The following is a 26,997-nucleotide window of genomic DNA, read 5'->3' on the forward strand; positions in this document are numbered from 1 at the left end:
CGCCTGTGGACGGGCGCCCCGTGGGTTCGGGCCGAACTATATCGAACGACGCCGCAATTCCATAGGTGTATTAACGAAATGAGGCGTGCGATGTCTGCTCGACGCAACGCATCGCGGCACATCGCGACGAATGCTCTCAAATTCATTTTCATGACACATGAATGCCGTAAAAAGGAATCCGCGAGAGGTCCAACGTGCAGACCGCTTGCGCTGAATTTCACCGCAGCGTCATCTGCCTTTCACGCTCGGCTACCAGCACCGCATAGCGCTTGCGAACCTTATCGGCGTAGCGCTGGCGCAGCGTGGCGCGTGCCTCACCGCTGCCGGCGTTATACGCGCCCACGGCTTCCCATCCATACCCGTACTGACGAACGAAGCCTGCGAGAATCCACGCGCCGGTGACGATCGACGCACAGGCGTCTTCACGCAATCGACGTTCGGTCAAACCGTAGCGGGCGAGTGTCGGCAGGTGGGCGCTGTTGATCTGCATCAGCCCGATATCGTGCGTGCCGTTGCGGTTGACGTTGCTGGCGTTCACGTCGAGATTCGATTCGACTTGTGCGATGGCGTACAGCAGCAGCGGATCGAGACCATAGCGATCGGCGGCGACGTCCCAACAGTCGGCCCGTGCAGGTGTCGACACAAGCGCAACGAGGACAGCGGCTGCGGCGCAGGCATGACGAAGACGAAGGTGACGAAGGAGAGGGGAGATCGGGGGGGATGACAAATCGAGACTCCTGACAGTGCCACGACCGCGCGGGTGGGCGAGATTATCGATAAACGCTCGCCGCCTCGGCTTTCAGAACGTGCTCATCCCTGTGCGAGTCGTGCGTCGATTCGCAGACTCAAGGTGCTGTCGGCTCAACGTGTCAGTCGTCGCATGGGGGCTTCCGAAATGACGATATGAATTGATATAAACGACATATCGTCATAATTATCGTATTAATAGACGAATTAACGCTACATTTCATCTGAAGCTCTCCCTAGAATTGAGGCATATCGCGTCGCGCGGCAAACCGTGACGACGCGTCGACCGACGTTCCTGAATTGGGGGAAAACATGAAGAAGATCGCCTTGCTGGGTGCGGGACACATCGGCCAGACCATCGCGCGTTTGTTGCACGACAGCGGCGACTACCGCGTGACGGTGTTCGACCGCAACGCGCAGTCCTATGAAGCGGTGCGCGACTATGCGCACGCATTCGTCGAACTCGCCGGCAATGACACTGGCTCGCTGCAACGCGCTGTTACCGGTTTCGATGCCGTGGTCAACGCGTTGCCGTACACGATGGCCACGAGCGCGGCCACCGCCGCCGTGGCAGCGGGCTGTCACTACTTCGATCTGACCGAAGACGTGGCGGCCACGCACGCGATTGCGCAACTGGCCGAAGGCGCGTCGACAGCATTGATGCCGCAATGCGGACTCGCACCGGGCTTCATCGCGATTGCGGCGCATCACCTCGCGGCGGCGTTCGATCGCGTCGACTCCGTGAAGATGCGCGTAGGTGCGCTGCCAGCCTTTCCGACTAACTCGCTGAAGTACAACCTGACGTGGAGCGTCGATGGTTTGATCAACGAGTACTGTCAGCCGTGCGAGGCGATTCGTGATGGTGCGCGTCTGAGTGTGCAGCCGCTGGAAGACCTGGAACATTTCTCGCTCGACGGTGTGGAGTACGAGGCCTTCAATACTTCGGGCGGTCTCGGCACGTTATGCGAAACGCTGGCGGGGCGCGTGCGCGACCTCGACTACAAGTCGGTGCGCTATCCGGGGCACGGTGCGTTGATGAAGGTGCTGTTGAACGAGTTGCGTCTGAAGGACGATCAGGAAACGATCAAGACGATTCTCAAACGCGCGATTCCGAGCACTTTGCAGGACGTGGTGCTCATTTTCGTGGTGGTGAACGGAATCCGTCGAGGCGTGCTGACGCAGGAAGTATTCGCGCGCAAGATCTTCGCGGAACGCAACAACGGTCACAGCGCGAGCGCCATCCAGATCACGACGGCGTCGGCCATTTGCGCCGCCGTCGACATGTTCTTCGCAAAGCAACTCCCGCAGCGCGGTTTCGTGCGTCAGGAACAGATTGCCTTGCCGGACTTTCTGGCGAATCGCTTCGGTCAGGTCTACGCGCACTCGACGCATATCGAGTCGCTTTCCTGACGTCGCGGACGTAGCCCAGGACACGAAAAAACACGACGGCCCGGCAAGCGGTGCGCCCCGCCATCGGCGGGCCGTCGTTGAGGAAACGCATTGGCTGACGCGAATGCGAAGAGGTTTGAAGCGGTTTAAATCGGTTTAAAGCGGTTCGAAGCGATGTGAAACGTCGTTACGGCGTTTTAGAAGCGATGCTGGATGCCCGCCGTCACGCCGACCTGCGTATCGGCTGCGCCCGTCAGGTCACGCGAAAGACTGACCTTCTGGCCGTGCTTCGCGAAGGCATAGCCGCCGGACAGATACAGCGCCGTGCGCTTGGACATCGCATATTGCGCGCGCAGGGAGATGAGCGTCGGATCGGCGTCGCCCGCGTCCTTGATGTCCTGATGGTAGATCGCGCCATACAGCGTGAACGCCGGGGTGAAGTCGTACGATGCGCCGAGCCAGTACATGTCGCTGCGCAGCGACGCGGTGCCTGCGCTCACGAACGTCTTCTTGTAGTTGCGATACCCGGCCATCACCTTGGCCCCGCCAAAGCGATAACTCGCGCCCGCGTGGATCCCCTGAATGTAGTCCGTCGTGTCGGCCGGCGTCACGCTGTTGCCCGCGCCGTTTTGACGGTCATACGTTGCGACGACGGCGAACGGACCGTTCTCGTAGCCGATGGCGAAGTCGTACTTCGACGACGTCTTCATGCTGTCGGCCACGTTGCCGAAGCCATACATCGCGCCGAGTTTCAGGCCGTTGAACTCGCCGTCGTAGCGCACGGCGTTAGCCGAGCGGGAGAACAGACCGTCTTTGCGTGCGCCGGTGGCCGTCGAACTCGTCGCCCACGAGTAGTTCGGCGCATAGCCCATCGGGTCGAACTGGAGCATGTAGTCGTACGTCGTGGTGAACGTGCGGCCGAGCGTGAACTGGCCCCACTTCTTGTGCGACAGGCCCACGGTGGCGCGGCGGTCGAAGATCGCGCCGGGGCCATCGTCGAACTGGCCGTTCACGACGTTGATGCCGCTCTCGAGGTTGAACACGGCCTTGAGATCGCCGCCGAGATCTTCCGTGCCCTTGAAGCCGAAGCGCGACGTGTTCTTGCCGCCCGAGACCGCACGCATTGCACCGCCGTTATCGGCAGCGTGATTCACATACTCGACACCGGCGTCGACGATCCCGTAAATCGTCACGTTCGATTGGGCGTGCGCCTGAGCGGCCAGTGCGCCCACAGCGATCAGCGCGGCGCGCGCCATACTGCTTCGTTTCATTGTTGTCTCCTCTCTTCTCTTTCTCGTGGTGTTGCGCGGGAGAGCGCCCGCGCGTCGCATGAAAAGCGTGGCTACGTCTCCCTTAGCCGTTCGATTGCGCAAACGCCCAGCAGTCGTTGGCGGGGAATTCCACCCAGTGATTGCCGGGTTCGCGTGGGACGTGACCGAATGCGCGGAAGCGCAACGCGCCGCAATGGAACAGGTACTCCCAGCGGTCGCCGAGATACATCGACGTGACGAGCTGCGCGTTCACACGGTTGTGGCCCGGACCGTCGGCCACTTGCACGCGCTCAAGACGAATGACGGCCTGCGCATCCTGCCCCGGGGCGAGCGTGTCGCGTGCACGTGCTTGCAGTGCGAAGCCGTCGCCCGCGAGCGTGACGAGATCGCCGTCGACGGCGCTGACCGTCGCGTCGATGCGGTTATTGCTCCCCATGAATTCCGCCGTGTAGAGCGAGCGCGGCGAGCCGTACAGTTCTGCCGGTGTGCCTTCCTGCTCGATGCGGCCGTTGCGCAGCAGCAGAATGCGATCCGACATCGCCATCGCTTCGGTCTGATCGTGCGTGACGCACAGCGCCGACAATCCCAGCGACACGATCAGCTCGCGCAGCCAGGCACGGGCTTCTTCGCGCAGCTTGGCGTCGAGGTTCGAGAGCGGTTCGTCGAGCAGAATGACGGGCGGGTTGTAGACGAGCGCACGTGCAATGGCGACACGCTGTTGCTGACCGCCCGAGAGCTGGAACGGGAAGCGTTCGGCGAGATGGCCGAGACCCAGTTGGTCGAGGGCGTTCTGCACGCGTTCACGACGCTGCGCTGCGCCCACTTTGCGCAGCTTCAGTCCATAGCCGACGTTGTCCGCCACGGTGCGGTGCGGCCACAGCGCGTACGACTGGAACACCAGACCGAGCGAGCGTTGCTCGACCGGACAATCGACGCCTTTGGCGCCGTCGAAGAAGACCTGATCGTCGAGCGCGATGCGGCCTTGCGACGGTTGTTCGAGGCCAGCCACGGCACGCAGCAAGGTGGTCTTGCCGCTGCCCGAAGCGCCCAGCAGACACACGACTTCACCGGCCTTGAGTTCGAACGAGACACCCTTGAGGATGGGGTTGGCGCCGTAGCTCAGAAAGAGGTTGTCGACGATGAGCTTATCCATGCAATTTGACTCCGAAGCGCAACGCCACGCCCAGACCGGCGCCGACCATCGCGATGTTGATGACAGAGAGCGCGGCGACCTGATCGACGGCGCCGGTCGCCCACAGCGACACGAGCAGCGAGCCGATGACTTCCGTGCCCGGCGAGAGCAGGTAGACGGCCGTCGAGTATTCGCGCTCGAAGATCATGAAGATGAGCAGCCACGCAGCGAGCAGGCCGAAGCGCACCAGCGGCAGCGTGACGTCGAGGCTCACACGGCTGCGCGTGCCGCCGACGCTGCGCCCGGCTTCTTCCAACTCGGGGCCGACTTGCAGCAGCGCGCTCTGGATGAGGCGCATGCCGTAGGCGAGCCACACCACCGTGTAAGCCACCCAGATGCTCCACATCGAGTTCTTCAGTTCGCGCAGCCCCGGAACGAACAGGAAGATCCAGAGGAATGCGAGACCGGCGAGCAGGCCCGGCACCGCACGTGGCAGCAGCACGAGGTAGTCGAGCAATTTCGCGGCCCAGTCGTTGCGGCGATGACCGGCAAAGGCGACGAGCGAGTAGAAGCCCACCGCCAGCGCACCGCCGATCACACCGATGCCCAGCGTGTTGACGATGGCGCGCACGAGGTTGTCCTGCTCGAACAGTTCGGTGAAGTTCGCGAGCGTGAGTACTTCGGCGAGCGCGACGCCTTCGCCCCAGTGCGTGACGAACGAGCGCAGCACGATGCCGGAGATCGGCACGAACACCGTCACGATCAGCCACACGGCGACGATGGCCAGCGCGATCCAGCGCCAGATGCCCAGCGGCAACACCGTCTGACGACCCGCTTTGCCCTTGACCGTGACGAACTTGTTAGCGCGCTTGAGGAGGTGGCGTTGCAACAGCACCAGCGGGAAGGTGATCGCCACGATGCACATCGCCACGGCTGCCATCAGGTGATACGACGGCACGCCGAGCTTGTTGGTCAGCTTGTAGAGGTAGGTGGCAAGCACCAGATGGCCCTCGGGGTCGCCAAGCACCAGCGGCAGACCGAAGACTTCGAAACCGAGGAAGAACACGAGCACGCCCGCGAACAGCAGCGCAGGCATGGTCATCGGCAGGCTCACGTCGAGCGCCACGCGGAACGGGCGCGCACCGGCCACGCGGGCAGCTTCTTCGACGTCGGAGCCGAGATTACGCAGCGCGGCCGACGAATACAGGTAGACGTGCGGCACGTGCGTGAGGCCCACGATTACGGTGATCGCGAAGATCGAGTAGACCGACCACGGGGCGTCGAGACCCGTCAGTTCACGGAACCAGACCGAGTAGAAGCCGACGGGACCGGCAGCCACCACGTAACCGAACGCGAGCACCATCGGCGAGACGAACACCGGCGTGAGCAGCAGCGGTTCGAGCCAGCGGCGGCCGGGCAGGTCGGTGCGCACCATCAGGAAGGCGAGAATGCCGCCGAACGGGATCGAGATGAACAGCATCCCGAACGCGATGATGAAAGAGTTCTTCACGGCCGACCAGAAGTCGGGGTCGGTGAAGATGAAGCGGTAGCCGTCGATGCCGAACGTGCGGCTGGCGTCGAAGAACGGTGCGGAGAGCAGACTCTGCAACACGATGAACGACAGGGGCAGCAACACCGCAATCGTGAGCACGGTGATGACGAGCCAGCGCGACGTAGCCGCGAGTGCGCGCCAGGGGGGCGCTACGTGAGGGGCGGCACCCGCTGGCGGGCGGCCAGCAGGGGCCGCTGCGCGGTTGGCAGTAGAGGACGACAGCATGAGGGTCTCCCTGCACCCCGCAGGGCGCATATCGAGAAAGGCTTGGGGAGAGGCGGGCCGCGCGTTACGTCGTCAGGAGACGAGGTGAGGGCGCGGCCGCCGGACTTGAGGCCTGGGGCTTAGAAAAACTGAGGGCGGATGCAGCGACTTCGGTCGGCGCCGATCAACGCTTGATCGACTGCTGCCAGCGCTTGAGGAATTCAAGACGCTTCGACTGATCCAGATAGACGAGCAGACCCGCGCCGATGGGGATCGGCTTGAGCGCTGCACCAAGCTGCTGTGTGAGGTTCGCCATCGAGGTTTCGCCGTCGACGTCCGCACGGATCGAGAACAGGTTGGCCTGGTTGGCGAGCAGCGTCTGACCACGCTTGGAGAGCAGATAGTCGACCCACAGCTTGGCGGCGTTCGGGTTCTTCGACTGCTTCGAGATCGTCACGAGACGGCTCACGACCTGCGTGTAGTCGCGCGGATAGACATAGCCGATGGACGGATCCTTCTTCGCCTTGGCGAACGCATACGAGCCGAGAATGTTGTAGCCGATCAGGTTTTCACCCGACGAGATGCGCTCCATCATCGCGCCCGTGCTCGATTGCAGCTTGGGATTGAGCGCGCCCATCGCGCCGACGAGTTCCCACGTCACTTCCGGGTTCACGCGTACATCCTGCGTCAGATAGTTGAAGCCCACACCCGACTTTTCGATGTCGTAGGTCGTGACCTTGCCCTTGAACTTGGCCGCATTCGTCTGCAGCAGCTTGATCAGCTCCATGCGCGTTTGCGGCACTTCGCCTGCAGGCAACAGGCGCTTGTTGTAGACGATGGCGAGCGGCTCATACGTCGTGCCGTAGGCCTGCTTCTGGTACTGCGCCCATTGCGGAATGTGGGCGGCTTCGGGCGATTCGTAGCTCGCCATCGTGCCGTCGTTCACGAGCTTGACCTGGAGGTCCATCGCGGAGCTCCAGAGCACGTCGGCGCTGGTGCTGTTCGCGGCGTACTCGCTGATGTAGCGGTTGTACAACTCCGTGCTGTTCATGTCGTTGTACTCGACCTTGATGCCGTACATCGACTCGAAGTCTTTGATGAGCGGGCGCACCAGCGCGGTGTCCGTCACCGAATAGACGATCAGCTTGCCTTCCTTCTTTGCGCCGTCGATGGTGGCCTGATAGTTCGCCGGATAGCCGGGCGGCACCTGAGCGTGGGCGGCCGGGAGCGCTGCCGTGAAGAGCGCTGCACCAAGCGTCGTCGCGAGCAGGGCGCGGGGCATTGTCGTTTGCTTCATGTCATCCTCCGGAAGACCCCTTGCAAGGGGTTTGTCGTTTTCGCGTGGCGCATGTTAATTTGCCGAAACTTTCAATTCGCTTTCGATTTCGTGTCGAATCCGGCCCGAGACCCGATTTTCGGGTCATGGATTTCCCTAGGTCTCATGCGCATCCTGCTTGTCGAAGACAATCCGAGTCTGGCCAAATCGCTCTCCGAAGCGCTGACGCAGGCGAACTTCGCCGTCGATTGCATGCACGACGGCGAGGCGGCCGATCACGTGCTGCGTACGCAGGAGTATTCGCTCGTGATTCTCGATCTGGGGCTGCCGCGACTGGACGGGCTAGAGATCCTGCGCCGACTGCGTGCACGCCGTAATCGGGTGCCCGTGCTGATCCTCACCGCACACGGCTCGCTCGAAGATCGCGTGAAGGGCCTCAATCTTGGGGCCGACGATTATCTTTCGAAGCCGTTCGAGCTTGATGAACTGGAAGCACGTGCGCGTGCGTTGATTCGCCGCTCGCAGCATCACGAAAGCGCGGACGTGACATGCGGGCCGCTCGTGTTCGACGGTGTGGAGCGCAGTTTCCGGCTGGATGGCGAGCTGCTTGCGCTGACCAAGCGTGAGCGCGCCGTGCTGGAAGTGCTGATCTTGCGCGGTGGACGCGCGATCAACAAGGAAGCGCTGTCGGAGAAGCTCTTCGGTATCGACGAGTCCGTGAATCCGGACGCCATCGAGATCTACGTCTACCGTCTGCGCAAGAAACTCGAAGGCAGCCGCGTGGCGATCGTCACGTTGCGCGGGCTGGGGTATCTGCTGGAAGAGAAGGCCGATCCTGCCCCCCCCGCACCTTCCGTCGACTGACATCGGACGTACCGTCACCTCATGCCGCAACCGAACCTTCGCCGTCAACTGGCGCTCTGGCTGCTGTTCCCATTGCTGGGACTGCTTGCGCTCGATACCTGGCTGACTTATCAGCGCGCAATGAGTGCGGCCAACTCGGCGTTCGACCGCTCGCTGGAATTCTCGATCAAGTCGATTCGCGAAGGCACGCAACTGATCGACGGCGAGGTGCAGGTCAATCTGCCGTATCTCGCGCTGGAGATGTTCGAATCGGATCGTGGCGGCAAGATCTACTACGTGATTCGTGAAGGCGGCGACGGCGTGCAGGGCGGCGATAACGACGGCCGTGCCGTCACGGGCTATCACGACCTGCCGTTGCCGCCCGCACGCGTCACGCCGGAGCCGTATCACACGGCCTTCTACGACGCGACGTATCGCGGTGAGACGTTGCGCATGGGCGCGCTTCAGTTGCCGGTCCACGACGTCCCGAACGCGAAGACGCGTGTGGTGTGGATCGTCGTCGGCGAGACGACCGAGGCGCGTCACGAGCTTGCCCGTCAGATTCTGACCGGCGCACTTCAGCAAGAGGTGCTGCTGGTGGTGCTGGCGCTCGCGATCGTGTGGCTCGGTGTGACGCGCGGCCTGCGTCCGCTCAACCGGCTCTCGGCCAAGGTCGCCGCGCGCGAGGAGGACGACACGACGCCGCTCGAAAACGTCGATCTGCCGACCGAGGTCAAGCCGCTCGTCGAGTCCATCAACCAGTACGTGGGACGGGTGGGACGCATGCAGGCGTCGCGTCAGCGCTTCTTTGCGGATGCTGCCCATCAGTTGAAGACGCCGCTGGCGATCATCCAGGCAGAGTCCGAGCTGACGCTGCGCGAATCGTTGAGCGCACAGGCGCGTGAGCGCGTAGAGCGCCTCAATCAGGCGGTGAAGCAGGCGGCGAAAAGCGTGCGGCAGTTGCTCTCGCTGTCGCGTCTGGAGGCGGAGGACGGCCCGCCCGTGGCGATGGTGCCGACCCGGCTCGACGAGGCGGCACGCAGCGTCACACTCGACTGGTCGCCGGTGGCGCGCTCGCGCGGGATCGATCTCGGCTTCGAGAACGACGGTGCCGTGACGGTGCTGGCGCAACGTGAGTTGCTGGCCGAGTTGTGCGGCAACCTGATCGACAACGCCATTCGCTACGCGGGGAACGGCGCGATGATCACAGTACGTACACGGCGCGGCGGGCAGACGGGCCGTGTGGACGATGCGGACGTTGCAAACGTTGGGCAAGCGTCGACTGGCGCGCACGACAACCTTGACGGGCCGACGCTTCAGGTCGTCGACAACGGCCCCGGCATTCCGGCGCACGAGCGCGACGCCGTGTTCGAACGCTTTTATCGTCGCGAGTCCGCAGCGCTCACCCCATCCACCGCCGACGGCTCCGGTCTCGGGCTCGCCATCGTCAAAGAAATCGCACGCAAACATCACGCCGTCGTGACGCTTGCAGAAGCCCCGGGGGGCGGTCTGGAAGTCACCGTCCGATTCCCGGCAAACGAGGCTACCTAACTGCCAATGGATGAAATTTCCTCGTTATTCCGTTCTGCGGGAAAAATATTCCATGAAACTGCATAACGAAGGGTAATTCTGCAAGCCTTTTCCCCGTTCCCGCGCGTACGATCGATGCACTCTTTTTTGGCGGGGGCCGATCATGCGCGAGAACGAAACACTTCACTACTTCGATTACGCTGCGACAACGCCAGCGGACGCCTCCGTCATCGCGGCGATGGCCGACTGTCTGGGCATCGACGGTGTTTTCGGTAATCCCGCGTCCAGTTCGCATTCTGCGGGCGTGAGCGCCCGCCGTCTCGTGGAACGCTCGCGTTCGCAGGTCGCGTCGCTGATCGGCGCAGATGCGGCCGAGATCGTCTGGACGTCCGGCGCGACCGAATCGAACAATCTCGCGCTCAAGGGCTATGCCGAGTTGGGGCAGGCGCGTCCGCATCTCATCACCAGCGTGCTGGAACACAAGGCGATTCTCGATACGATGGCGTGTCTGGAAAAGCGCGGTGTGCCCGTCACCTATGTGAAGCCCTCGGCGACCGGCGAGATCACGGCCGAGACCGTGGCGGCGGCGCTGCGTCCGGATACGGGGCTGGTGTCGGTGATGCTCGTGAACAACGAACTGGGGACGCTGACCGACGTCGCGGCCATTTCGAAGGTTGTGCATGCCGCAGGCGCGTTGCTGCACGTGGACGCCGCGCAGGCGCTCGGCAAGACCCCCATCGACGTGAAGGCCATGGGCATCGACATGCTGTCGATGTCGGCACACAAGGTGTATGGCCCGAAGGGCATCGGTGCCCTGTATGTGAGCAAAGACGCGATGTCGCGCATCGCGCCGCAGATGCATGGTGGCGGCCATGAGCGCGGCCTGCGCTCGGGCACGCTGGCGACACATCAGATCGTTGGCATGGGCACGGCGTGCGAGTTGGCGATGCAAAACATGACGGTCGACACCCATCGCATCGAAGCGCTGAGCCGTCGTTTGCTCGACGGTGTGCGCGTGCTCGATGGCGTGGTGCACAACGCCGCAAAAGCCCGCCGCATTCCCCATACGCTCAGCCTGACGATCCGCCACCCCGGCTTCTTCACGTTCATGCTCAATGGCAATCTCGCGGTGTCGTCGACGTCGGCGTGCAATTCGGCCTCCGGGCAACCGTCGCACGTGTTGAGCGCCATCGGGCTGGACAGCGAAGCGGCGAGCCGCACCGTGCGCCTGAGTCTCGGACGGTTTACCTCCGAGGCGTCCGTCGATTTTGCGATTGCGTGCTTCGAGCGCGTGGTTTGCCAGTGCCGCGCGCTGGCGGCGTAATACCTTTGGGGGCACTGCGGTCGGTGCCGTCGGTGCCCAGCGCGGCGACTTCTTGCTGCAACCACTCGCGAAACGCCACGAGACGCGGTAGCGTGGCGCACTCCGCGCGATACGCCACGTAGTACGCGAGCGGCGACGAACAATCGACCTCGGGGTAGAGTCGTACCAGACGATTCGCCGCGAGGTCGTCGCGCACAAGCACGCTGCGTGCGAGCGCAATGCCGTGTCCGTCGACCGCCGCCTGCAATACGGCCGCCGAGTTGTTGATCTTCAACCCGGCGCGCGTCTCCAGCGAGGAGAGTCCCGCCCGCTCGAGCCACGTCGGCCACGTCACGTAGCCGGTGCTTCGGTCGACGGATAAGTCGTGAATCAGCGTCATCCCCTTCAATCCCGCTGGCGTTTTCAATGCCGGATGCGCGCGCAATAGCGACGGCGCGCAGACCGGAAATACCGCCTCGTCCATCAACTTCTCTGCCACCAGTCCCGGCCAATGGCCGAGTCCGTAGCGCACGCCGATATCGATGCCCTGTGCGACGAAATCCACCGGCTTGAGGTTGGTGTCGAGCCGCACGTCTGTGTCGGGCCACGCGGTCTGGAACCGGTCGATGCGTGGCAGTAGCCACTTCGCGGCAAAGGCCGGGCTGACTGCAACGGTCAGCACGCCGACGGTCGAGCCTTCGCGCAACTTGGCGAATCCCAGATTCAGACGGTCGAAGCCGTCGCGCAGATCGGGCAGCGCGCGCTGTGCGGCCTGCGTCGGCACCAGTCGCGCGCGTCCAGACGCGCTGCGCTCGAAGAGCGGCACGCCGAGCCATGCTTCGAGACTGCGGACCATCTGGCCGACGGCCGCCGGCGTCACGTTCAGTTCGCCCGCAGCCGCGGAAAAGCTCTGGTGTCGGGCGCTGGCTTCGAACGCGCGCAAGGCGTTCAGGAATACGGGCGCTTTCATGTGAGCCCCTATGAGAAAGATTTTCTTTCGATGCGACGCAGAATAACTGATTTGTGAAGCCATTGCCCGAGGCGAACAATGCGGTCATCGAAGGACGGCATTGTTTGCACAAGATGTGGATTGCGAAACCGTCCGGCGACACCTCAACGTTTCCCGGGAGTCAGAAAATGCATAGTTTTTCTTCTAAGGTTGCCATCGTGACGGGTGGCGGTTCGGGCATCGGCAAGGAAGTGGCGGCACGACTCGTCGCTGCCGGTGCGAAGGTCGTCATTGGCGGGCGCGACGAAGCCAAGCTCAAGTCGGCCGCCGCGCAGATCGATGCGAGCGCTGAGAACGTGCGCTATCTGGCGGGCGATATCGCGCGTCCGGAGACGGCACAGGCGCTGGTAGATCTGGCGACGTCGGCCTTTGGCGGTGTAGACATTCTCGTGAATAACGCTGGCGTGTTCCGTCCGAAGGCGTTCCTCTCGCTAACCGAAGCCGATTACGACGGTTTCCTCGACATCATCCTCAAAGGCAAGTTCTTCATGGCGCAGGCGGCGGCCAAAGCCATGTCGGTGCGGGGCGGTGGCGCAATCGTGCAGACGGGGTCGCTGTGGGCATTGCAGGCAATCGGCGCGACGCCGTCCTCCGCCTACTCGGCCGCGAACGCGGGCGTGCACGCGCTGACGCGTAATCTCGCGATCGAGCTTGCGCCGTTGAACATCCGCATCAACACGGTCGCCCCCGGCGTTGTCGAAACGCCCGTCTACAACACCTTCATGAGCGACGACGAAGTGAAGGCGACCCTGCCCGCATTCAACGCGTTTCATCCGCTTGGCCGCAATGGTCAGCCGCGCGATGTGGCCGAGGCCATTCTGTTTCTTGCCTCCGACGCGGCTTCATGGATCACCGGTACGGTGCTTCCGGTGGATGGCGGCGTGATGGCCGGTCGCCACGCATAACCATCGTCAGGAGAATGCGAATGAAGCTCGAAGGCAAAACAGCGCTGATCACCGGCGCGACAAGCGGCATCGGTCTCGCGACGGCGCGGCTGTTCGTGGAAGAGGGCGCACGCGTTGCCATCGTGGGACGCGCTGCCGCCAAACTCGACGCCGTACGTGCCGAACTCGGCGAGCGCATCGTCACGATTCAGGCGGATGTGCGAAACGTCGATGACCTGCGGCGAATGCAGGATGTCGTCAAGCAGACGTTCGGTGTGCTGGACGTCTTCTTTGCCAACGCGGGCGTCGCTTTCTCGACACCGCTCGATGGCACAACGCCTGCGCAGTACGACACGCTCATGGACATCAACGTGAAAGGCGTCTTCCTTTCGATGCAGGCGGTGACGCCCGTGCTGCGCGACGGTGCGTCGGTGATCCTGAACACCTCATGGCTGAATCAGGTCGGCACGCCGGGCTTGTCGTTGCTTTCGGCGTCAAAGGCGGCCGTGCGGTCGCTGGCGCGGACATGGTCGAGCGAATTGCTGTCGCGAAGAATTCGGGTGAACGCCGTAAGTCCCGGTGCGACGGACACCCCGATTCACGCGCGCGGGGGCGCATCGGCAGAACAGGTCACGCAGACGAAGCAGAAGATAGCATCGCGCATTCCCGTGGGCCATCTTGGCGCACCGGAAGACATCGCCCGTGCCGCGCTATTCCTGGCGAGCGACGATTCGCGCTACATGCTCGGCGCTGAAATTGTGGTGGACGGCGGGTTTTCCACGCTGTAGACCTTGCGACAGGTAGTCTGGGAGATGGGAAACGAGGGAGTGTTACTTGATCCATAGCAAGTTGACGAATATTCAACGCACTGGGTGCCGGGGAGTGCATTTCGCCGTCTTGTATTATGCTTTGAACGACTTGCGATATTGCTGACTCTAATTCTCTCCCTCTCCCCACCCACCTTCATGTCGGAGGTATGTATGAGCAAAGAGAAAGACCGTCTGGACACCGGCTCGACGACCGGTGCCGGTGCACCGGCGGCAAGCGACCGAAACACGCTTTCGGTCGGAGCGGATGGCCCGCTTCTGTTGCACGACGTTCATTTCCTCGAACAGATGGCGCATTTCAACCGGGAGAAGGTCCCCGAGCGCCAGCCGCACGCCAAGGGCGCAGGTGCCTTTGGTGTTTTCGAAACCACGGAAGATGTGAGCCGTTACACCAAGGCGTCGTTGTTCAAGAAGGGCGCGAAGGTCGACATGCTCGCGCGTTTCTCCACGGTCGCGGGCGAAGCCGGGAGCCCGGACACCTGGCGCGACGTGCGCGGTTTCTCCCTCAAGTTCTATACCGACGAAGGCAATTACGACCTCGTTGGCAACAACACCCCAGTCTTCTTTGTCCGCGACCCGATGAAGTTCCCGCACTTCATTCGCAGCCAGAAGCGTCTGCCGGACTCGGGCCTGCGCGACAACCACATGCAGTGGGATTTCTGGACGAACAATCCGGAGTCCGCGCATCAGGTGACCTATCTGATGGGCGACCGTGGTTTGCCACGCACCTGGCGTCACATGAACGGATATGGTTCGCATACCTACATGTGGGTCAACGCCAGCGGCGAGAAATTCTGGGTCAAGTACCACTTCCACACACAGCAGGGCATGGAGTTCTTCTCCAATGCAGAAGCTGCGACCATGTCCGGTCAGGACGCCGACTTCCACCGTCGCGATCTATTCGACGCCATTGCGCGTGGCGAAAACCCGAGCTGGATCCTGTCGGTGCAGGTCATGCCGTACGCGGACGCGAAGCAGTACCGCTTCAATCCGTTCGATCTGACGAAGACGTGGTCGCACAAGGACTATCCGCTGATCAAGGTGGGCAAGATGACGCTCAACCGCAATCCGGAGAACTTCTTCGCGCAAATCGAGCAAGCGGCGTTCTCGCCAGGCAACACCGTGCCGGGCATCGGTCTGTCGCCAGACAAGATGCTGCTCGGTCGTGCGTTCGCCTATAACGACGCGCAACGCAATCGCATCGGCACCAACTTCCACCAACTGCCGGTGAATCGCCCGAAGGTGCCGGTGCAGACGTACATGTTCGACGGTCACATGGCTTACGAACATAGCGGTAACGCCCCGGTGTATGTGCCCAACAGCGGTGGGCGTCCGTATGCCGATCAGACCGGTGCGGCCGAAGACGGATGGGAATCCGACGGCGCCATGGTCCGCAGTGCCTACACGCTGCACAAGGACGATGACGACTTCTCGCAGCCGGGCGACCTCGTGCGTAACGTGTTCGACGAGGCGGCCCGTACGCGTCTCGTTGAAACCGTCTCCGGTGCCCTGCTCGGCGGTGTTCGCAGTCCGGTGCTGGAGCGCGCGTTCGACTACTGGAAGCAGGTCGACGCTGATGTCGGCGCGCGCATCGAGAAGGCGGTGAAGGCTGGGAAGAAGTGATGCGTACTTGGTAACGCTGTATCGATGTCGATGACGGTGAGGACAATGCAAAGCATCGTCCTCGCCGTTGTTTTATGTGAAGAGTTTCTCGTCGAGCCGTTCAATTCGTTTAAGGATTCGCTGTGCCGTGGGCGTCGCGCGGAGCAATTCGCGAGTCTTTTCATCGACGCGAGCAATGATGTCGTCGACGGTTGACCCGGCTTCCCTTATCGCGCGATCAGGCTCATAGGAACCAATCAACTGGAGCCGGGACGTAGCCTTGTCGCGAAAGATTGATTCGAAGAGTTCCGGTGTCTCGAAAAGCATCCATTCAAGCGCAGGCGCTACGACCTCCACTTCGAATCGTCGCTCTGACGAATACAGAGACAGCATCTCCTCTGAATCGCCTTCCATGTCTAGGATCAGCTCCTCATGATAGGTATAGGCGTTGCGAATCAGCAGAAGTTGTAGTTCGTTCTCCCGTAGGATCGGCGCGGCATGGCAGTCGGCGAGCGTCTGACTCGTGCTCAGATAGAAGAGTGACGAGTCCACAATGTGTTGCGGTAGCCAGGCTTTGAGGAGCTTCGCGTCGTCCGATGACGGGCAAACGATATTTCGCTTCAACATGTTCACGCTCCGCTGTGATTTGGTGAGATGTGGTAGTGCGTAGCGTCTTCCATACACGCACGAAGCTTGCTTTTTAGCGCGTCAGAGAAGTCTTTCCGACGAACGCAATGGTCGATGTCGCGACCGGTCCAGCACAAAATGGTTGATGGCTTGGTGAAGTTGACTAACGCAAGCGTTGATCGACTGAATTCTCCCGTGGTGAACAGACAGCCGATCAGCGCAGAAGGACGCCGCGCGAGTTGTCCCTGCAATTTCGCAATGGGACCGTATGCCAACTTCCGGCTCGCCCGACTTGCAGGCGTCGAATAGTCTTTGCATTCGATCATCGCGGCGATGTTGGCCACGTACACGACCCCGTCGATCTGCTCGACGTTCTTTGTTCCAAAAAGGTCGACCCTGTACGGCCATCTGACCTTCGCCCCACTCAACTCGAATCCCTTGATCACCAAATACTCAAGCGCTTTCCCCGGATCCCATCCGGGCGTTGAACACTGCCGGACGTCCCGCCACAAATCACCGACATCCTCCCACCCGTAATCCCTCACCCGTTCCACATATTCCCTGTCCGCCACCATGCTGTCCTCCGTGAATCTGAGGCCGATTCTAGGGGCGTGAGCCGGGGAAAAGCGGCGATTGGCCGATTTATCGGAATCCGCCGATCGGGTTCGGCATTTGGTCCCAAAAAATGTCACTTATTGTGAGTGCGCGCGGTTCCTGATAGCATCGTGACTGCTGCACGGAGATGGCATTCCTCCGGCGTTCGTTTCGCAAACCGCCCTGCAACGGGGCTGATGATGCCTGCAAGATCCTGGCGTGCCGGGAGGTTGCGGGCTATGCAAACGAGCGTTTTTCTCGTTCCCCTGAAGTCGCATTCCCCAGACCGTTCCCCTTCACGTTCAGGCCATGTGTCGACGGCATTGTTCGTCCTTGTTTGAACCTGTGAAGATGTTCCGCGATTCTCCTTTGTGGTCCTCCATGCGCGATCTGTTAGGCGTATTGCCGCGCGCTGCCCATGCGAGCGCGCTCGCAGCACTCGTCGGCGTGATGGCGGGCAGTGCATCGGCGTTCTTCCTCGTCGTGCTGGATCTTGCGACGAATACGCGCCTCGTCCACCCCTGGCTGCTATGGCTGCTGCCGCTCGCCGGATTCGCGGTCGGCTGGCTTTATCTGCGGCTGGGCGCGAGCGTCGAAGCGGGCAACAACCTGCTGATCGACGAGATTCACGATCCCCGGCGAGTCGTGCCGTTGCGCATGGCACCCCTCGTGCTTTTCGGCACGGTTGTGACGCACCTCTTCGGTGGCTCAGCGGGACGCGAAGGTACAGCCGTGCAAATGGGCGGCGCGCTCGCCGATCAGTTGACGCACGTCTTCCGCTTGTCAGGCGAGCAGCGCCGTGTGTTGCTGATGTCGGGGATCGCCGCAGGGTTCGCGTCGGTGTTCGGTACGCCGCTCGCGGGTGCGATATTCGGTCTCGAAGTGCTTGCCATCGGCCGATTGCGTTACGACGCCTTGCTGCCGTGCCTCGTGGCCGCCCTCGTGGGCGACGCGGTGACCCGCGCGTGGGGCGTGCACCACACCGTCTACACGATTACGCCGACGGCATTCGCGCCGTCGATCACGCTCGCCGGTGCCTTCAGTGCCGCGGCGGCAGGCGTGCTTTGCGGACTGGTCGGCATGGCGTTCGCACAGGCGACGCACGCCACGTCCGCCTTCATGAAGCGGCGTATCGCGTACGCGCCACTGCGTCCCCTCGCGGGCGGTGTGCTGGTGGCAGCAGCGGCCACGATGCTCGGGACGCCCCAGTATCTCGGCCTTGGTATTCCGACCATCGTCGACGCCTTCCATACGTCGCTGCCGTGGTACGACTTCCTCGGCAAGACGATCTTCACGGTGATCACGCTCGGAACTGGATTCAAAGGCGGCGAGGTGACGCCGCTGTTCTATATCGGCGCGACGATGGGCAATGCGTTGTCCCATGTGCTGATGCTGCCAGCGGCAGTGCTCGCGGGCATCGGCTTCGTCGCGGTATTCGCAGGGGCGGCGAATACGCCCATTGCGTCGACGTTGATGGCGATCGAGATTTTCGGTCCGCAGATCGGAGGCTACGCAGCTATCGCGTGCGTGCTTGCGTATCTGTGTTCCGGACACACGGGCATCTATCGTGCACAGCGTGTGGGCCACAGCAAACATGGTGCAGTGCCCGAAGGCACGCGACTCGCGGATCTCCCGGCGTGGCGCAAGGCGCTCAGGGCGAATCCGTCATCGTCGGACAATGCGCATCGCCCTTAAGCACGCAGGCGAGCCAGCTCGGCGAGGGCACGTTCAAACGCAGACGCGTTTTTCATCCCCTGATCTTCGTGATTGGTGTTGAAGAGCACATGAGTGTCGTCGGCGAGCGCGGCGATCCGTTCGACGCGCGCCGAGATGTCGATCAGTTCACTCGCGCTGTACTCGTAGACGAAGCGGCCCGACGACGCCGTGATGCCTCGCCGGTTCCACGCGGCAGCATTGCGCCCGTGCAGACGCACGACGCACAGGTCGTCGCGTGTCGTGGCCCATACGGCGGGCACGGTGTTGTCGAATCCGCAGGGGCTGTCGACGATGGTGTGCGCCGCGCCCGTCTCGCGCAGCATGGCGAGCGTGGCTGCCTCGCGCGATGGCGTATCGAACCAGCTCCGGTGACGAAATTCGATGGCGTGGCGCTCCCCGTCCAGCCGTCGCGCGGTCTCGAAAACGAGGGCGCGTCCGGCGCGGTCGTTCTGCACCCTTGGCGAGAACTGGAAGTGGATGGCTGTCAGTTGCCCGCTTTGACGCAACGGCTCGATGGCCTCGAGATAGCGTCGCCACAACTCGTCGCGCAACTCGGCAGGTATGTCGGTAGCGGCAATTTGTGCGCTTTCCGGCGATGCACGGTGGTGCTGCGCTTCATGTGACGGTAACGCTCGCGCGATATCGGACGGCAACGCGGCGACAGGCGTGCTGTGCCCGGTAAAGGCGCGAAACGCTTTGATGTGAAAGCGAAAGGCGGAGGGCGTGCGCTGCGTCCATCGCCAGGCAACGTCGGCGGCGGGCAGCCGGTAATAGCTGCTGTCGACCTCGACCAGATCGAACGTCGACGCGTAGTGGCGCAGGCGCGCGGCCGGTGTATCGACGCCCGGCGGGTAGAACCGGCCGCACGCGATGAGCGTGGGGTCGGTCCAGGACGACGTGCCGGTGCGGATTGTCATAAGGGCCGTAGGCGGGGTGATGAGTGTGGTGGGTGGTCAACGCGGGTGTCAGCGAGGATTCGTCCGAATTTCGCAAGGAGCTCGATGGGCGTAAAAGCCATCGTTATAATGTATAAATATACAGTACTCTTTGAGCGTACCTAACCCGTTTTCCTGCCGTTCATCCGCCAACTCGCATGTCAGAACAGCCGTCCGCCGCCGCCCGCGATCCTTGGGCCGAACTCAACGACCGTCAGCGTGAGGCCGTCGACTTCGGTGTGGGCGACGATGGCGCGCCCGGCGGCCCGTTGCTCGTGATTGCCGGGGCGGGGTCCGGCAAGACGAGTACGCTTGCGCACCGGGTCGCGAATCTGATCGTGCGTGGCGCAGATCCCAATCGCATCCTGCTGCTCACCTTCTCGCGTCGTGCCGCTGGCGAAATGGAGCGTCGCGTGGGGGCCGTGTTGCAGAAGGTGCTGGGGCTGGCGTCGACACAGCCGCCATCGCTGCCGTGGGCGGGTACGTTTCACGCCATCGGCGCACGGCTGCTGCGCGATTTCGCGCCACGTATCGGGCTGTCGGAAGCGTTCACCATCCATGACCGCAGCGACGCCGAGGATTTGCTCGGGCTGGTGCGGCACGATCTGGGTTTTTCCGCGACGCAGTCACGTTTCCCGCTCAAGGGCACGTGTCTGTCGATCTACTCGCGCGTGGTGAACAGTCAGGCGCCGCTGGCCGAAGTGCTTGCGAAGCATTTCCCGTGGTGTGCGCAATGGGAAGCGCAGCTCAAGCAGCTTTTCGGCGGTTATGTCGACGCGAAGCAAGCGCAGCACGTGCTCGATTACGACGACCTGCTGCTGTACTGGGCGGAGACGATGGGCGCACCGGAACTGGCGCGCGAGCTCGATGCCCGCTTCGATCATGTACTCGTCGACGAGTATCAGGACACCAATCGCTTACAGGCGCAGATTCTTCTCTCGATGAAACCGGACGGGCGTGGCCTGACGGTCGTGGGCGACGATGCGCAATCGATCTACGCATTTCGCGCGGCGACGATCCGTAACATCCTCGATTTCCCGGGCCAGTTCGCCGAGCCGGCGCACGTGGTGACGCTGGAGCGGAACTACCGGTCGACGCAGCCGATTCTCGATGCGTCCAATGCTGTGATCGCCGAGTCGAACGAGCGTTACGCGAAGGCGTTGTGGACGGACCGACCATCGGACCGGTTGCCGCAACTCGTCAATGTGAGCGACGAATCGGGGCAGGCGCGCTGGGTCGCCGATCAGGTGCTGGCGCAACGTGAGACCGGCACGCGACTCACGCAACAGGCGGTGCTGTTTCGCACGGGCAGTCACAGTGCGGCGCTGGAACTGGAGCTCACCCGCCGCAATATTCCCTTCGTGAAGTTCGGTGGGTTGAAGTTTCTCGAAGCGGCGCACGTGAAGGACATGCTGTCGATCTTGCGATGGGCGCATAACCCGGCGAGCCGGTTGTCGGGTTTTCGCGTTGCGCAGTTGATCCCCGGCATCGGGCCTGTAAGCGCCACGCGCTTGCTCGATGCCATGGCGCAGTCCGCGACACCCGCGCAGGTACTGGCCGAGTTCAAGCCCCCGTCGGGTGCCGCGACGCAGTGGCGAGCGTTCGTCGAAGTCTTCATGACGTTGCACGACACACGGCTGGCGTGGCCGGCAGATGTGGACCTGGCGCTGCGCTGGTACGCACCGCTGCTCACCCAACGTTTCGACGACGCCGCCGTGCGTCAGGCCGATCTCGAACAACTCGCGCGCATCGCTAACACCTACTGCTCGCGCGAGCAATTCCTCACCGAGCTGACGCTCGATCCCCCCGATGCCACGAGCGCGCAATCCGGTCCGCCGCTCCTCGATGAGGACTACCTGATCCTGTCGACGATTCACAGTGCCAAGGGGCAGGAGTGGCATTCGGTGTACGTGCTCAACGTGGTCGACGGCTGTATTCCCTCCGACATGAGCACCGGTGACGACGAAGACATCGAGGAAGAGCGACGCCTGCTCTATGTGGCGATGACGCGTGCAAAAGAGTCGCTGCAACTCGTTGTGCCGCAGCGCTTCTACGTCCATCAGCAAACCGGTCTGGGCGATCGCCATGTGTATGGCACGCGCAGCCGTTTCGTGTCCGACAAGATGCTGCCGCTGTACGACATTTTCCCCAAGCCGCGCGAGGACGATGTGCCGCGCGGACCGGTCGGCGACGTCACGGTGCACATCGACGTCGCGAGGAAACTTCGCAATGCCTGGTCCTGAACGTTGTCCCGACATCGTGCTGCGCGAAGCGCGTGCGTCCGATATCGATGCGGTGACGCAGCTTCTCATGCAGACGTATCGCACGACGTGGGCGCCGATGCTGCGTCCGGAGGTGGCGGTGGCGTTCGCCTCCGGTGAACGCACGCGTGCCTATGTGCAGGCGCATTGGTCTGAATTCGTAGTGGCTGTCTCGACTGCGTCGGATGACGATGTCCTCGGCATGGTGCACGTTGTCGGCGATTTCATCGATGCCCTGCACGTAACGCCTTCGCAGCAGCGACGCGGTGTCGGTGCGTTGCTGCTCGCACATGCGGAAGCGAAAATGCGGTCGCTCGGCCATCCGCTCGCACGACTCGAGACGGACACCTTCAACGTACAGAGCCGCGCGTTTTATGTCCGCAATGGGTATCGGGAAGTGGCCACCTATCCCGACGAGGAGTGGGACAGCGGCTTCACCACGGTGCTACTGACGAAAGCGCTTTAGGCGCAGTCTTCTGCGTCGCGCGGCGTTGTGAAATCTTTCGTCACGTTTCCGCTGTCAGGCGCGGAAATTTTCTAAAGTTGCCGTCTTCCGTGCATCAGGTATAGTCGCCGCATCGGCGGCGGAGCATTACGCTCACGCTGCCCGGAATACCTAAGAAATGGATTGTCGTCGCGGCATCGTAGATGTCGGAAGACACGGAGGCGATGGATGGTGGATCAGATGACGTTGCTGCCGACGGGGCTACTGCTCGTCGGCCTGGCGCTCGGCACGGCGGGGCTTGCCGTTGCCGTGGCCTGGCTCGCGCGCGTCGTCCTGTTCGACCGTCTCGCAGACCCGACGGAGGTGCGCGGCACGGTGGCTGACGTGGTCCACGGGAGCCTGCTTGCGTTCATCGTCTTTGTGCTTGCCCATGTGCTGACCGATGTGCGGGCCAACCTCGGCCATGCCGACGATCAGGCGTTGCACGAAGCGTCGGTGGTGCGACGCCTCGATCGTGAGCTGAAAGCGGTGGGCGACGCCGACGCGCAGTCGGCACGTGTGCTGCTGCGCGGGTATGTGACCTCTGCCGTCACGGACGAATGGAAAACGTTGAGTACCGCCGATCCCGATCTCTCACCGGACACCGAATCTGCGCTGACAGCATTTGTCGGTGCCACGCGGCGCGTCATTGCGCGGCACGAAGACAGCGCGAGTTCGATACGTACGTTGCTGGATCGACTCGAAGAGGCGAGACAGGGGCGGTTTGAAAACGCGACGAAGACGGTGCCGGGCGTGTTCTGGTGGGTCATCTCGTTGTTCATGCTCGCGGCGATGGCGATGAACGGCCGCTATCCGGGGTCGTGGAAGAGCAATCTCATCATCGCCATTCACATGGGCGCGATCGGGATGGTGGTCGCACTCATCGTGAATCTGGATGAACCGTTTCGTGGCGCCTCGGGTATTTCGCCCGCGCCATTGGCGAAGTCGGTGGGAATCGTGGTGCCGCGCTGAGTTGCTGAAGCACTGAGGCCCTGAGGCCCTGAGGCGTCGAACTCGACGCTTAGGCAGGGTGTCTCATGCGCGGCGGCGCGCGGTAGTCGTATGTAGGAATGCAGGAGAAGAGAACGATGTTTTCGAATGTGCCAGCGGCGTCGGCGGAATCGACGCCTGAAATCGAGGCGTTTCGCCCCGGTGTCTATCGTCACTACAAAGGGAATTGCTATCTCGCGCTCGGCATTGCCCGTGCCGACGAGACGGACGAACCCGTGGTCGTCTACACACGGCTCTACCCGCGTGAAGGCTTGCCGATGAGCACGCGGCTACTGCGCATCTGGAATGAACCGGTGATGACGGAGAGTGGCCCGGTGGCCCGTTTCACGTACATCGGACACACGACGCCTCCCGCGTGAGGTATTTGTTCACTGCGCGCCGTCAACGACCGTAAGGCGATTGCCCGACCTCCGAACTGACAGAACTCACCCGAACCGCTGGTAATTCCGGCACCTAGCCCTTCTCAGGACGCCCCCCATGACGACGCTTCATACGATGAGCCGAAAGGCCGTCGCGACTCCTTACGCCCATACGGCCTGTACGATTGAGACGAGCGATGCATCCGCTCTGCGTGAGCCTCGCCGTTCGGCGGGTTCGGACGACTCGGACCTTAGCGGTCGGCGGGCATCGAAGCCCGCACCGCGCAATTTGCGTCGTTGGTGGGCGCTATTCGCGATTCTGCCGTTCGTGACGTCAGTGGCGGGATGTGGTTTGCTGGCGGCACCCTGCCGTGTAGTGTCGGCGGGGCTGAAGATCATTCCGGGGGTAGGGGGCGCACTGGCGACGCCGACGGATGCATGCGCGGCAGCCATCGACTGATCGTAGAAAGCGCTCGCAGAAAAAAAGAAAGCCCGCGCGTTGCGGGCTTAATCCATATCAGGAGGAGACATGGAGGAGACGAGTTCAGTATAGGACGACGTGTTGCATCGCACCATATGTATTTTTACGTAAGTGTCTCCATGTTGCGTAGGCGCAACGAAAAACAAATAATATAAAAAACAATGATTTGCGTCGCTTTCCGTGAGCGATGAGCTATCGTCGCGCCCCGTAGCTTTCCGAGTCGTTCCTCTAGTTATTGTGCGGATGCACGCTTTTTCGTCGACATCAGTTGCAGGATGAACGGCACCGAGTCGCGCAGTGACGGGTTGACCGTCGCGTCGTGATCGAGTCCGTCGTACATGCGCACCGTGGTCTTCGTGCCCGCCTTGGTGACATCCCGCGCGAATGCCTTTTGCATGATGACCGGCACGTCGATGTCTTCCATTCCCATGCCGATGAACACCGGATGTTTAATGCTGAGCGTCGGATAGCGCAGTGACGGTGTCTGGCTATCCAGCAGCTTCTGAATACCCGGCTGCATGCTGTTCCCGGCGTTCAGACCGGCGGCCGTCGAGTGATCGGTCAGCGTATCGATGCACAGCGTGCGGGCCTCATCGAGCACCGGTAACGCCTGTGGAGAGAAGTACTTCGCGGGATTCAACGACGGATCGCGGTCGGCGGCCGACAGGAAGATGTACATCGCGTACGGAATCTTCGGGTCCGGCGCGCCCGGATCGGGCTGACCCGCGAAGAGGGTGGCAGCCGACGTCTGTGCATTGAAATACGGCGTGCCGGTAAGAACTGTGGCGATCACCTTCACGTCCGGGGCGTAAATCGGCTGAAAGCCTGCCGCGGCGAACGCTGCATGAGCCCCCTGCGATTGCCCGACGAAGATCACACGGTTCTGCAACGGAAAGACGCTGCGGGCGGCGAGCAGGCTGTCCAGCACGCTATACGCTTCGGCGCGGGCGTTCAGATAGTGATGCAGCCCTTGCGAACCAAGACCCGCGTAGTCGGGGGCGACGACCGCAAAGCCGAGCGACAGCCAGGTGCCGAGGTACTGAATGTCGCGCGTACTGCGCACGTTGAGCGACGGCGCACACTTGCTGGCAATGCCGACCGTGCCATGTGCCCAGACCACGACCGGCCAGCCGCCGGGCGGTGTCGGTCCCTTGGGCAGGAAGACGGCGCCGGTGTCTTCACGGGCTTCGATGCCGCCGACGCCGTCGATGGAGCTGTAACGGATACTGAATTGCTCACCGGCTTCCGGGAGTCCGTAGTCGGCTTTCAGTGGTTGTCGCTCGACAATCGCGCCGTGCGGAATGGTGATGGGCGCGGCGTCGGGCGTGATCGCGTGTGCGGCGCGGCCGATGACCAGACTGGCGAACAGGGCGGCACTGACATAGCGCCACAGGCGATTGAGCATGTTGAACTGTCCTCGTATTGGGTAATGCGTCTGAAGCTCGGGCGGGCAGCGCTTACGCGTTGCCCGGATGCCTGCTGCTCTTGCGTGTGCCAATACGGGTGACGTTACACCGTCCCCCTGGGAAAGTCTCGACCCGACGTCAGCCGTGTGGTGCGTGAGATGCGTGCGTTGCGTTCTGCGCTTGCGATGCGGCTGCCTGCTCGGCCTCGCGCCATGCGCGGCGCGAGCGACGCATGCGACGCAACGCCAGCGAGGTCATCGTGATCCAGCCGAACGGACGCGGATCCACCAGCATGCTCACTGCACGCGCGTAATCGAGCACCAGACCCGGTGTCCAGGCCATCGTCTTCGCACGCTTGCGCAGTTGTGCGGCCACCCACAATTCGGGCGTAAGCCACAGGCGGACGAACGTCCACCAGCCAGCGTCGCCGCCGTCGTGCAACTGCCCCACACGGCCCTCGATCGCGGCTTCGAGCGCCTTGGCCACACTGCTTGAGCAGTTACGGTGCGTGAGGTTATAGGTGGCGTTCTGCTGATAGGTCTGCCAGAAAGCGCTCAATTGCTGCGGGCTGTAGTTGCGGATACGCACCTTGACCGTCGACGGGCACCACGCTTTCGACTCTGTGGCGTAGTTCGGCTGGAAGGTGCCGGGCACGTCGTTCTCGCGCGTCGCGCGCAGCAACTGTCCGAACTGGTCCGGCGAGCGGTCGATTTCCTTGGCGGGGTAAAGACTCACGTACACGCCTTCGTGACTCTCCAGCGCCGCGTGCCCCGTCGAGATCACGCCGTTCTTGTCGACAGCCGCGATGTAGCGATCGATGACCGGATGACGGCGCGCCGGTGCTTTGGACGACCCCGAGGGCGTCCACACGTGCACCGTGAGCGCTGGCTCGGCGTCGGTGGGTGGGCCGTCCCAGCGCGGCGCACGGGGGCGCTCGCTCCACAGGCGGCGCTTGTCTTCCGGGCTGCCGAGAATCTGTTCGACGCGGAAATCGCCGCGCATGCGACGCGCCCGCATCGCCAGCACGAGTACGTTCCACCCGGTGAAGACGAGTCCGAGTCCGATGGCGTACGGCAGGGTGCCCTTGTAGTGCGTCGGGTAGGGCTGATAGAAGAAGATCGCGACGACGATTTCCAGCGCACCGCCTGCAATGGCCCACGCCCAGCGCGGGTAGCGCACCACGTACGCCGCCACGCATTGCAGCAGGCCGTCGGCGAGGAACAGCGTGCCGAAGAGCATCGATAACCAGAAGTTGCCGTTGTGTTGATCGAACAGCAGGACCAGCAGTGCTGCAACGGTAAAGGTGCCGCCCTTCAGCCCCCGTACGAGACGCTGACCCCCCACCCCGATGGTGGCGATGGCAAGCGTCGCCAGTCCTTCGAGCAGCAGCAGCCACGCGAAGACCTTGAGCGGGAAGTGCACGACGCCGTCGAGTGCATCGACGATCAACGCCATGCCGAAGGCGAAGAAGATCGCGCCGATCCAGATCAGCGCCCGGGCCCGGCGACGCAAATAATTCACGCCAAGCAATAACAGAATCAGACGTACCAACGC

General features: G+C 62.5%; 23 protein-coding genes, 1 pseudogene and 1 riboswitch. Of the genes and pseudogenes, 13 read left to right on the top strand and 11 right to left on the bottom strand.

What is annotated here, in order from left to right; translation table 11 throughout:
- Positions 1-217: 217 nt before the first annotated feature.
- Entirely contained in the window at positions 218-727 is a 510-nt protein-coding gene (locus tag PCO31010_RS09315; RefSeq protein ID WP_246184519.1) for a lytic transglycosylase domain-containing protein, read from the bottom strand.
- Positions 728-1,059: 332 nt separating this feature from the next.
- Between PCO31010_RS09315 and PCO31010_RS09320 the strand changes: the two genes are divergently transcribed.
- A complete protein-coding gene (locus PCO31010_RS09320; protein WP_150663989.1) occupies positions 1,060-2,157 on the top strand; it encodes a saccharopine dehydrogenase family protein in 1,098 nt (365 codons plus the stop codon).
- Positions 2,158-2,333: 176 nt separating this feature from the next.
- Here PCO31010_RS09320 and PCO31010_RS09325 read toward each other — a convergent pair whose 3' ends face one another.
- From PCO31010_RS09325 to PCO31010_RS09340, 4 genes are all read right to left on the bottom strand, one after another.
- A complete protein-coding gene (locus PCO31010_RS09325) occupies positions 2,334-3,407 on the bottom strand; it encodes a porin (RefSeq protein ID WP_150663990.1) in 1,074 nt (357 codons plus the stop codon).
- An 82-nt stretch (positions 3,408-3,489) separates the two neighbouring features.
- Positions 3,490-4,560, bottom strand: a complete 1,071-nt coding sequence (locus PCO31010_RS09330) for an ABC transporter ATP-binding protein (RefSeq protein WP_150663991.1) — start codon at positions 4,558-4,560, stop codon at positions 3,490-3,492.
- Complete coding sequence (locus tag PCO31010_RS09335) at positions 4,553-6,316, bottom strand: ABC transporter permease (protein ID WP_150663992.1); 1,764 nt, start codon at positions 6,314-6,316, stop codon at positions 4,553-4,555. The genes PCO31010_RS09330 and PCO31010_RS09335 overlap by 8 nt, the downstream gene beginning before the upstream one ends.
- Positions 6,317-6,479: 163 nt before the next feature.
- Complete coding sequence (locus PCO31010_RS09340) at positions 6,480-7,577, bottom strand: ABC transporter substrate-binding protein (protein ID WP_150664212.1); 1,098 nt, start codon at positions 7,575-7,577, stop codon at positions 6,480-6,482.
- A 159-nt stretch (positions 7,578-7,736) separates the two neighbouring features.
- Here PCO31010_RS09340 and PCO31010_RS09345 point away from each other — a divergent pair, with 159 nt between their 5' ends.
- The 3 genes and pseudogenes from PCO31010_RS09345 to PCO31010_RS09355 form a co-directional block, all read left to right on the top strand.
- Positions 7,737-8,435, top strand: a complete 699-nt coding sequence (locus PCO31010_RS09345) for a response regulator (protein WP_150663993.1) — start codon at positions 7,737-7,739, stop codon at positions 8,433-8,435.
- Positions 8,436-8,456: 21 nt separating this feature from the next.
- Positions 8,457-9,965 (top strand): sensor histidine kinase, encoded by a 1,509-nt coding sequence (locus PCO31010_RS09350; RefSeq protein ID WP_150663994.1) that lies wholly within the window; start codon positions 8,457-8,459, stop codon positions 9,963-9,965.
- A gap of 142 nt (positions 9,966-10,107) precedes the next feature.
- Positions 10,108-11,265, top strand: a pseudogene (locus tag PCO31010_RS09355) (cysteine desulfurase family protein); the annotation flags it as partial.
- Here the strand turns inward: PCO31010_RS09355 and gcvA are convergent.
- Positions 11,189-12,217, bottom strand: coding sequence for a transcriptional regulator GcvA (gcvA, locus tag PCO31010_RS09360; RefSeq protein WP_150663996.1), 1,029 nt, complete (start codon positions 12,215-12,217; stop codon positions 11,189-11,191). The pseudogene PCO31010_RS09355 and the gene gcvA overlap by 77 nt on opposite strands.
- A gap of 167 nt (positions 12,218-12,384) precedes the next feature.
- Between gcvA and PCO31010_RS09365 the strand changes: the two genes are divergently transcribed.
- The 3 genes from PCO31010_RS09365 (at position 12,385) to PCO31010_RS09375 (ending at position 15,590) form a co-directional block, all read left to right on the top strand.
- Positions 12,385-13,161: an SDR family NAD(P)-dependent oxidoreductase gene (locus PCO31010_RS09365; protein WP_150663997.1), complete on the top strand. Its 777-nt coding sequence runs from the start codon at positions 12,385-12,387 to the stop codon at positions 13,159-13,161.
- Between the two features lie 20 nt (positions 13,162-13,181).
- Positions 13,182-13,928, top strand: coding sequence for an SDR family oxidoreductase (locus tag PCO31010_RS09370; RefSeq protein ID WP_150663998.1), 747 nt, complete (start codon positions 13,182-13,184; stop codon positions 13,926-13,928).
- 192 nt (positions 13,929-14,120) lie between these two features.
- On the top strand, positions 14,121-15,590 hold the full coding sequence (locus PCO31010_RS09375; RefSeq protein WP_150663999.1) for a catalase: 1,470 nt from the start codon (positions 14,121-14,123) through the stop codon (positions 15,588-15,590).
- A 72-nt stretch (positions 15,591-15,662) separates the two neighbouring features.
- Here the strand turns inward: PCO31010_RS09375 and PCO31010_RS09380 are convergent, their stop codons facing one another.
- Both PCO31010_RS09380 and PCO31010_RS09385 read right to left on the bottom strand, forming a co-directional pair.
- A complete protein-coding gene (locus PCO31010_RS09380; protein ID WP_150664000.1) occupies positions 15,663-16,196 on the bottom strand; it encodes a hypothetical protein in 534 nt (177 codons plus the stop codon).
- 2 nt (positions 16,197-16,198) lie between these two features.
- A complete protein-coding gene (locus tag PCO31010_RS09385) occupies positions 16,199-16,771 on the bottom strand; it encodes a restriction endonuclease (protein WP_150664001.1) in 573 nt (190 codons plus the stop codon).
- 154 nt (positions 16,772-16,925) lie between these two features.
- Positions 16,926-17,004, top strand: a riboswitch (Fluoride riboswitch).
- Positions 17,005-17,171: 167 nt separating this feature from the next.
- Between PCO31010_RS09385 and PCO31010_RS09390 the strand changes: the two genes are divergently transcribed.
- A complete protein-coding gene (locus tag PCO31010_RS09390) occupies positions 17,172-18,485 on the top strand; it encodes a voltage-gated chloride channel family protein (RefSeq protein ID WP_150664002.1) in 1,314 nt (437 codons plus the stop codon).
- On the opposite strand, the gene PCO31010_RS09395 is transcribed toward PCO31010_RS09390, so the two are convergent.
- Positions 18,482-19,423 (bottom strand): DUF72 domain-containing protein, encoded by a 942-nt coding sequence (locus PCO31010_RS09395; protein ID WP_150664003.1) that lies wholly within the window; start codon positions 19,421-19,423, stop codon positions 18,482-18,484. The genes PCO31010_RS09390 and PCO31010_RS09395 overlap by 4 nt on opposite strands.
- 176 nt (positions 19,424-19,599) lie before the next feature.
- On the opposite strand from PCO31010_RS09395, the gene PCO31010_RS09400 reads away from it, so the two are divergent.
- The 5 genes from PCO31010_RS09400 to PCO31010_RS27190 all read left to right on the top strand — a co-directional run bounded on the left by PCO31010_RS09400 (position 19,600) and on the right by PCO31010_RS27190 (position 24,016).
- Positions 19,600-21,684, top strand: coding sequence for an ATP-dependent helicase (locus PCO31010_RS09400; RefSeq protein ID WP_150664004.1), 2,085 nt, complete (start codon positions 19,600-19,602; stop codon positions 21,682-21,684).
- Complete coding sequence (locus PCO31010_RS09405) at positions 21,671-22,168, top strand: GNAT family N-acetyltransferase (protein WP_150664005.1); 498 nt, start codon at positions 21,671-21,673, stop codon at positions 22,166-22,168. Before PCO31010_RS09400 ends, PCO31010_RS09405 begins: the two co-directional genes overlap by 14 nt.
- Positions 22,169-22,375: 207 nt before the next feature.
- A complete protein-coding gene (locus PCO31010_RS09410) occupies positions 22,376-23,158 on the top strand; it encodes a bestrophin-like domain (protein ID WP_150664006.1) in 783 nt (260 codons plus the stop codon).
- A gap of 116 nt (positions 23,159-23,274) precedes the next feature.
- Positions 23,275-23,556 (top strand): DUF1653 domain-containing protein, encoded by a 282-nt coding sequence (locus PCO31010_RS09415; protein WP_150664007.1) that lies wholly within the window; start codon positions 23,275-23,277, stop codon positions 23,554-23,556.
- A 289-nt stretch (positions 23,557-23,845) separates the two neighbouring features.
- A complete protein-coding gene (locus tag PCO31010_RS27190; protein WP_306592201.1) occupies positions 23,846-24,016 on the top strand; it encodes a DUF6726 family protein in 171 nt (56 codons plus the stop codon).
- A gap of 253 nt (positions 24,017-24,269) precedes the next feature.
- Here PCO31010_RS27190 and PCO31010_RS09425 read toward each other — a convergent pair whose 3' ends face one another.
- Both PCO31010_RS09425 and PCO31010_RS09430 read right to left on the bottom strand, forming a co-directional pair.
- Complete coding sequence (locus tag PCO31010_RS09425) at positions 24,270-25,442, bottom strand: alpha/beta fold hydrolase (protein ID WP_150664009.1); 1,173 nt, start codon at positions 25,440-25,442, stop codon at positions 24,270-24,272.
- Positions 25,443-25,581: 139 nt separating this feature from the next.
- Positions 25,582-26,994: an HdeD family acid-resistance protein gene (locus tag PCO31010_RS09430; RefSeq protein ID WP_150664010.1), complete on the bottom strand. Its 1,413-nt coding sequence runs from the start codon at positions 26,992-26,994 to the stop codon at positions 25,582-25,584.
- Positions 26,995-26,997: the final 3 nt, after the last annotated feature.

This window comes from Pandoraea commovens (genome assembly GCF_902459615.1).
Lineage (GTDB): Bacteria > Pseudomonadota > Gammaproteobacteria > Burkholderiales > Burkholderiaceae > Pandoraea > Pandoraea commovens.

What these genes read in the sequence shown, in the direction of transcription:
- PCO31010_RS09320 (WP_150663989.1), top strand. Translation starts at nt 1,060, where the DNA reads ATGAAGAAGATCGCCTTGCTGGGTGCGGGACACATCGGCCAGACCATC.
- PCO31010_RS09325 (WP_150663990.1), bottom strand. Translation starts at nt 3,407, where the DNA reads ATGAAACGAAGCAGTATGGCGCGCGCCGCGCTGATCGCTGTGGGCGCA.
- PCO31010_RS09330 (WP_150663991.1), bottom strand. Translation starts at nt 4,560, where the DNA reads ATGGATAAGCTCATCGTCGACAACCTCTTTCTGAGCTACGGCGCCAAC.
- PCO31010_RS09335 (WP_150663992.1), bottom strand. Translation starts at nt 6,316, where the DNA reads ATGCTGTCGTCCTCTACTGCCAACCGCGCAGCGGCCCCTGCTGGCCGC.
- PCO31010_RS09340 (WP_150664212.1), bottom strand. Translation starts at nt 7,577, where the DNA reads ATGCCCCGCGCCCTGCTCGCGACGACGCTTGGTGCAGCGCTCTTCACG.
- PCO31010_RS09345 (WP_150663993.1), top strand. Translation starts at nt 7,737, where the DNA reads ATGCGCATCCTGCTTGTCGAAGACAATCCGAGTCTGGCCAAATCGCTC.
- PCO31010_RS09350 (WP_150663994.1), top strand. Translation starts at nt 8,457, where the DNA reads ATGCCGCAACCGAACCTTCGCCGTCAACTGGCGCTCTGGCTGCTGTTC.
- gcvA (WP_150663996.1), bottom strand. Translation starts at nt 12,217, where the DNA reads ATGAAAGCGCCCGTATTCCTGAACGCCTTGCGCGCGTTCGAAGCCAGC.
- PCO31010_RS09365 (WP_150663997.1), top strand. Translation starts at nt 12,385, where the DNA reads ATGCATAGTTTTTCTTCTAAGGTTGCCATCGTGACGGGTGGCGGTTCG.
- PCO31010_RS09370 (WP_150663998.1), top strand. Translation starts at nt 13,182, where the DNA reads ATGAAGCTCGAAGGCAAAACAGCGCTGATCACCGGCGCGACAAGCGGC.
- PCO31010_RS09375 (WP_150663999.1), top strand. Translation starts at nt 14,121, where the DNA reads ATGAGCAAAGAGAAAGACCGTCTGGACACCGGCTCGACGACCGGTGCC.
- PCO31010_RS09380 (WP_150664000.1), bottom strand. Translation starts at nt 16,196, where the DNA reads ATGTTGAAGCGAAATATCGTTTGCCCGTCATCGGACGACGCGAAGCTC.
- PCO31010_RS09385 (WP_150664001.1), bottom strand. Translation starts at nt 16,771, where the DNA reads ATGGTGGCGGACAGGGAATATGTGGAACGGGTGAGGGATTACGGGTGG.
- PCO31010_RS09390 (WP_150664002.1), top strand. Translation starts at nt 17,172, where the DNA reads ATGCGCGATCTGTTAGGCGTATTGCCGCGCGCTGCCCATGCGAGCGCG.
- PCO31010_RS09395 (WP_150664003.1), bottom strand. Translation starts at nt 19,423, where the DNA reads ATGACAATCCGCACCGGCACGTCGTCCTGGACCGACCCCACGCTCATC.
- PCO31010_RS09400 (WP_150664004.1), top strand. Translation starts at nt 19,600, where the DNA reads ATGTCAGAACAGCCGTCCGCCGCCGCCCGCGATCCTTGGGCCGAACTC.
- PCO31010_RS09405 (WP_150664005.1), top strand. Translation starts at nt 21,671, where the DNA reads ATGCCTGGTCCTGAACGTTGTCCCGACATCGTGCTGCGCGAAGCGCGT.
- PCO31010_RS09410 (WP_150664006.1), top strand. Translation starts at nt 22,376, where the DNA reads ATGGTGGATCAGATGACGTTGCTGCCGACGGGGCTACTGCTCGTCGGC.
- PCO31010_RS09415 (WP_150664007.1), top strand. Translation starts at nt 23,275, where the DNA reads ATGTTTTCGAATGTGCCAGCGGCGTCGGCGGAATCGACGCCTGAAATC.
- PCO31010_RS09425 (WP_150664009.1), bottom strand. Translation starts at nt 25,442, where the DNA reads ATGCTCAATCGCCTGTGGCGCTATGTCAGTGCCGCCCTGTTCGCCAGT.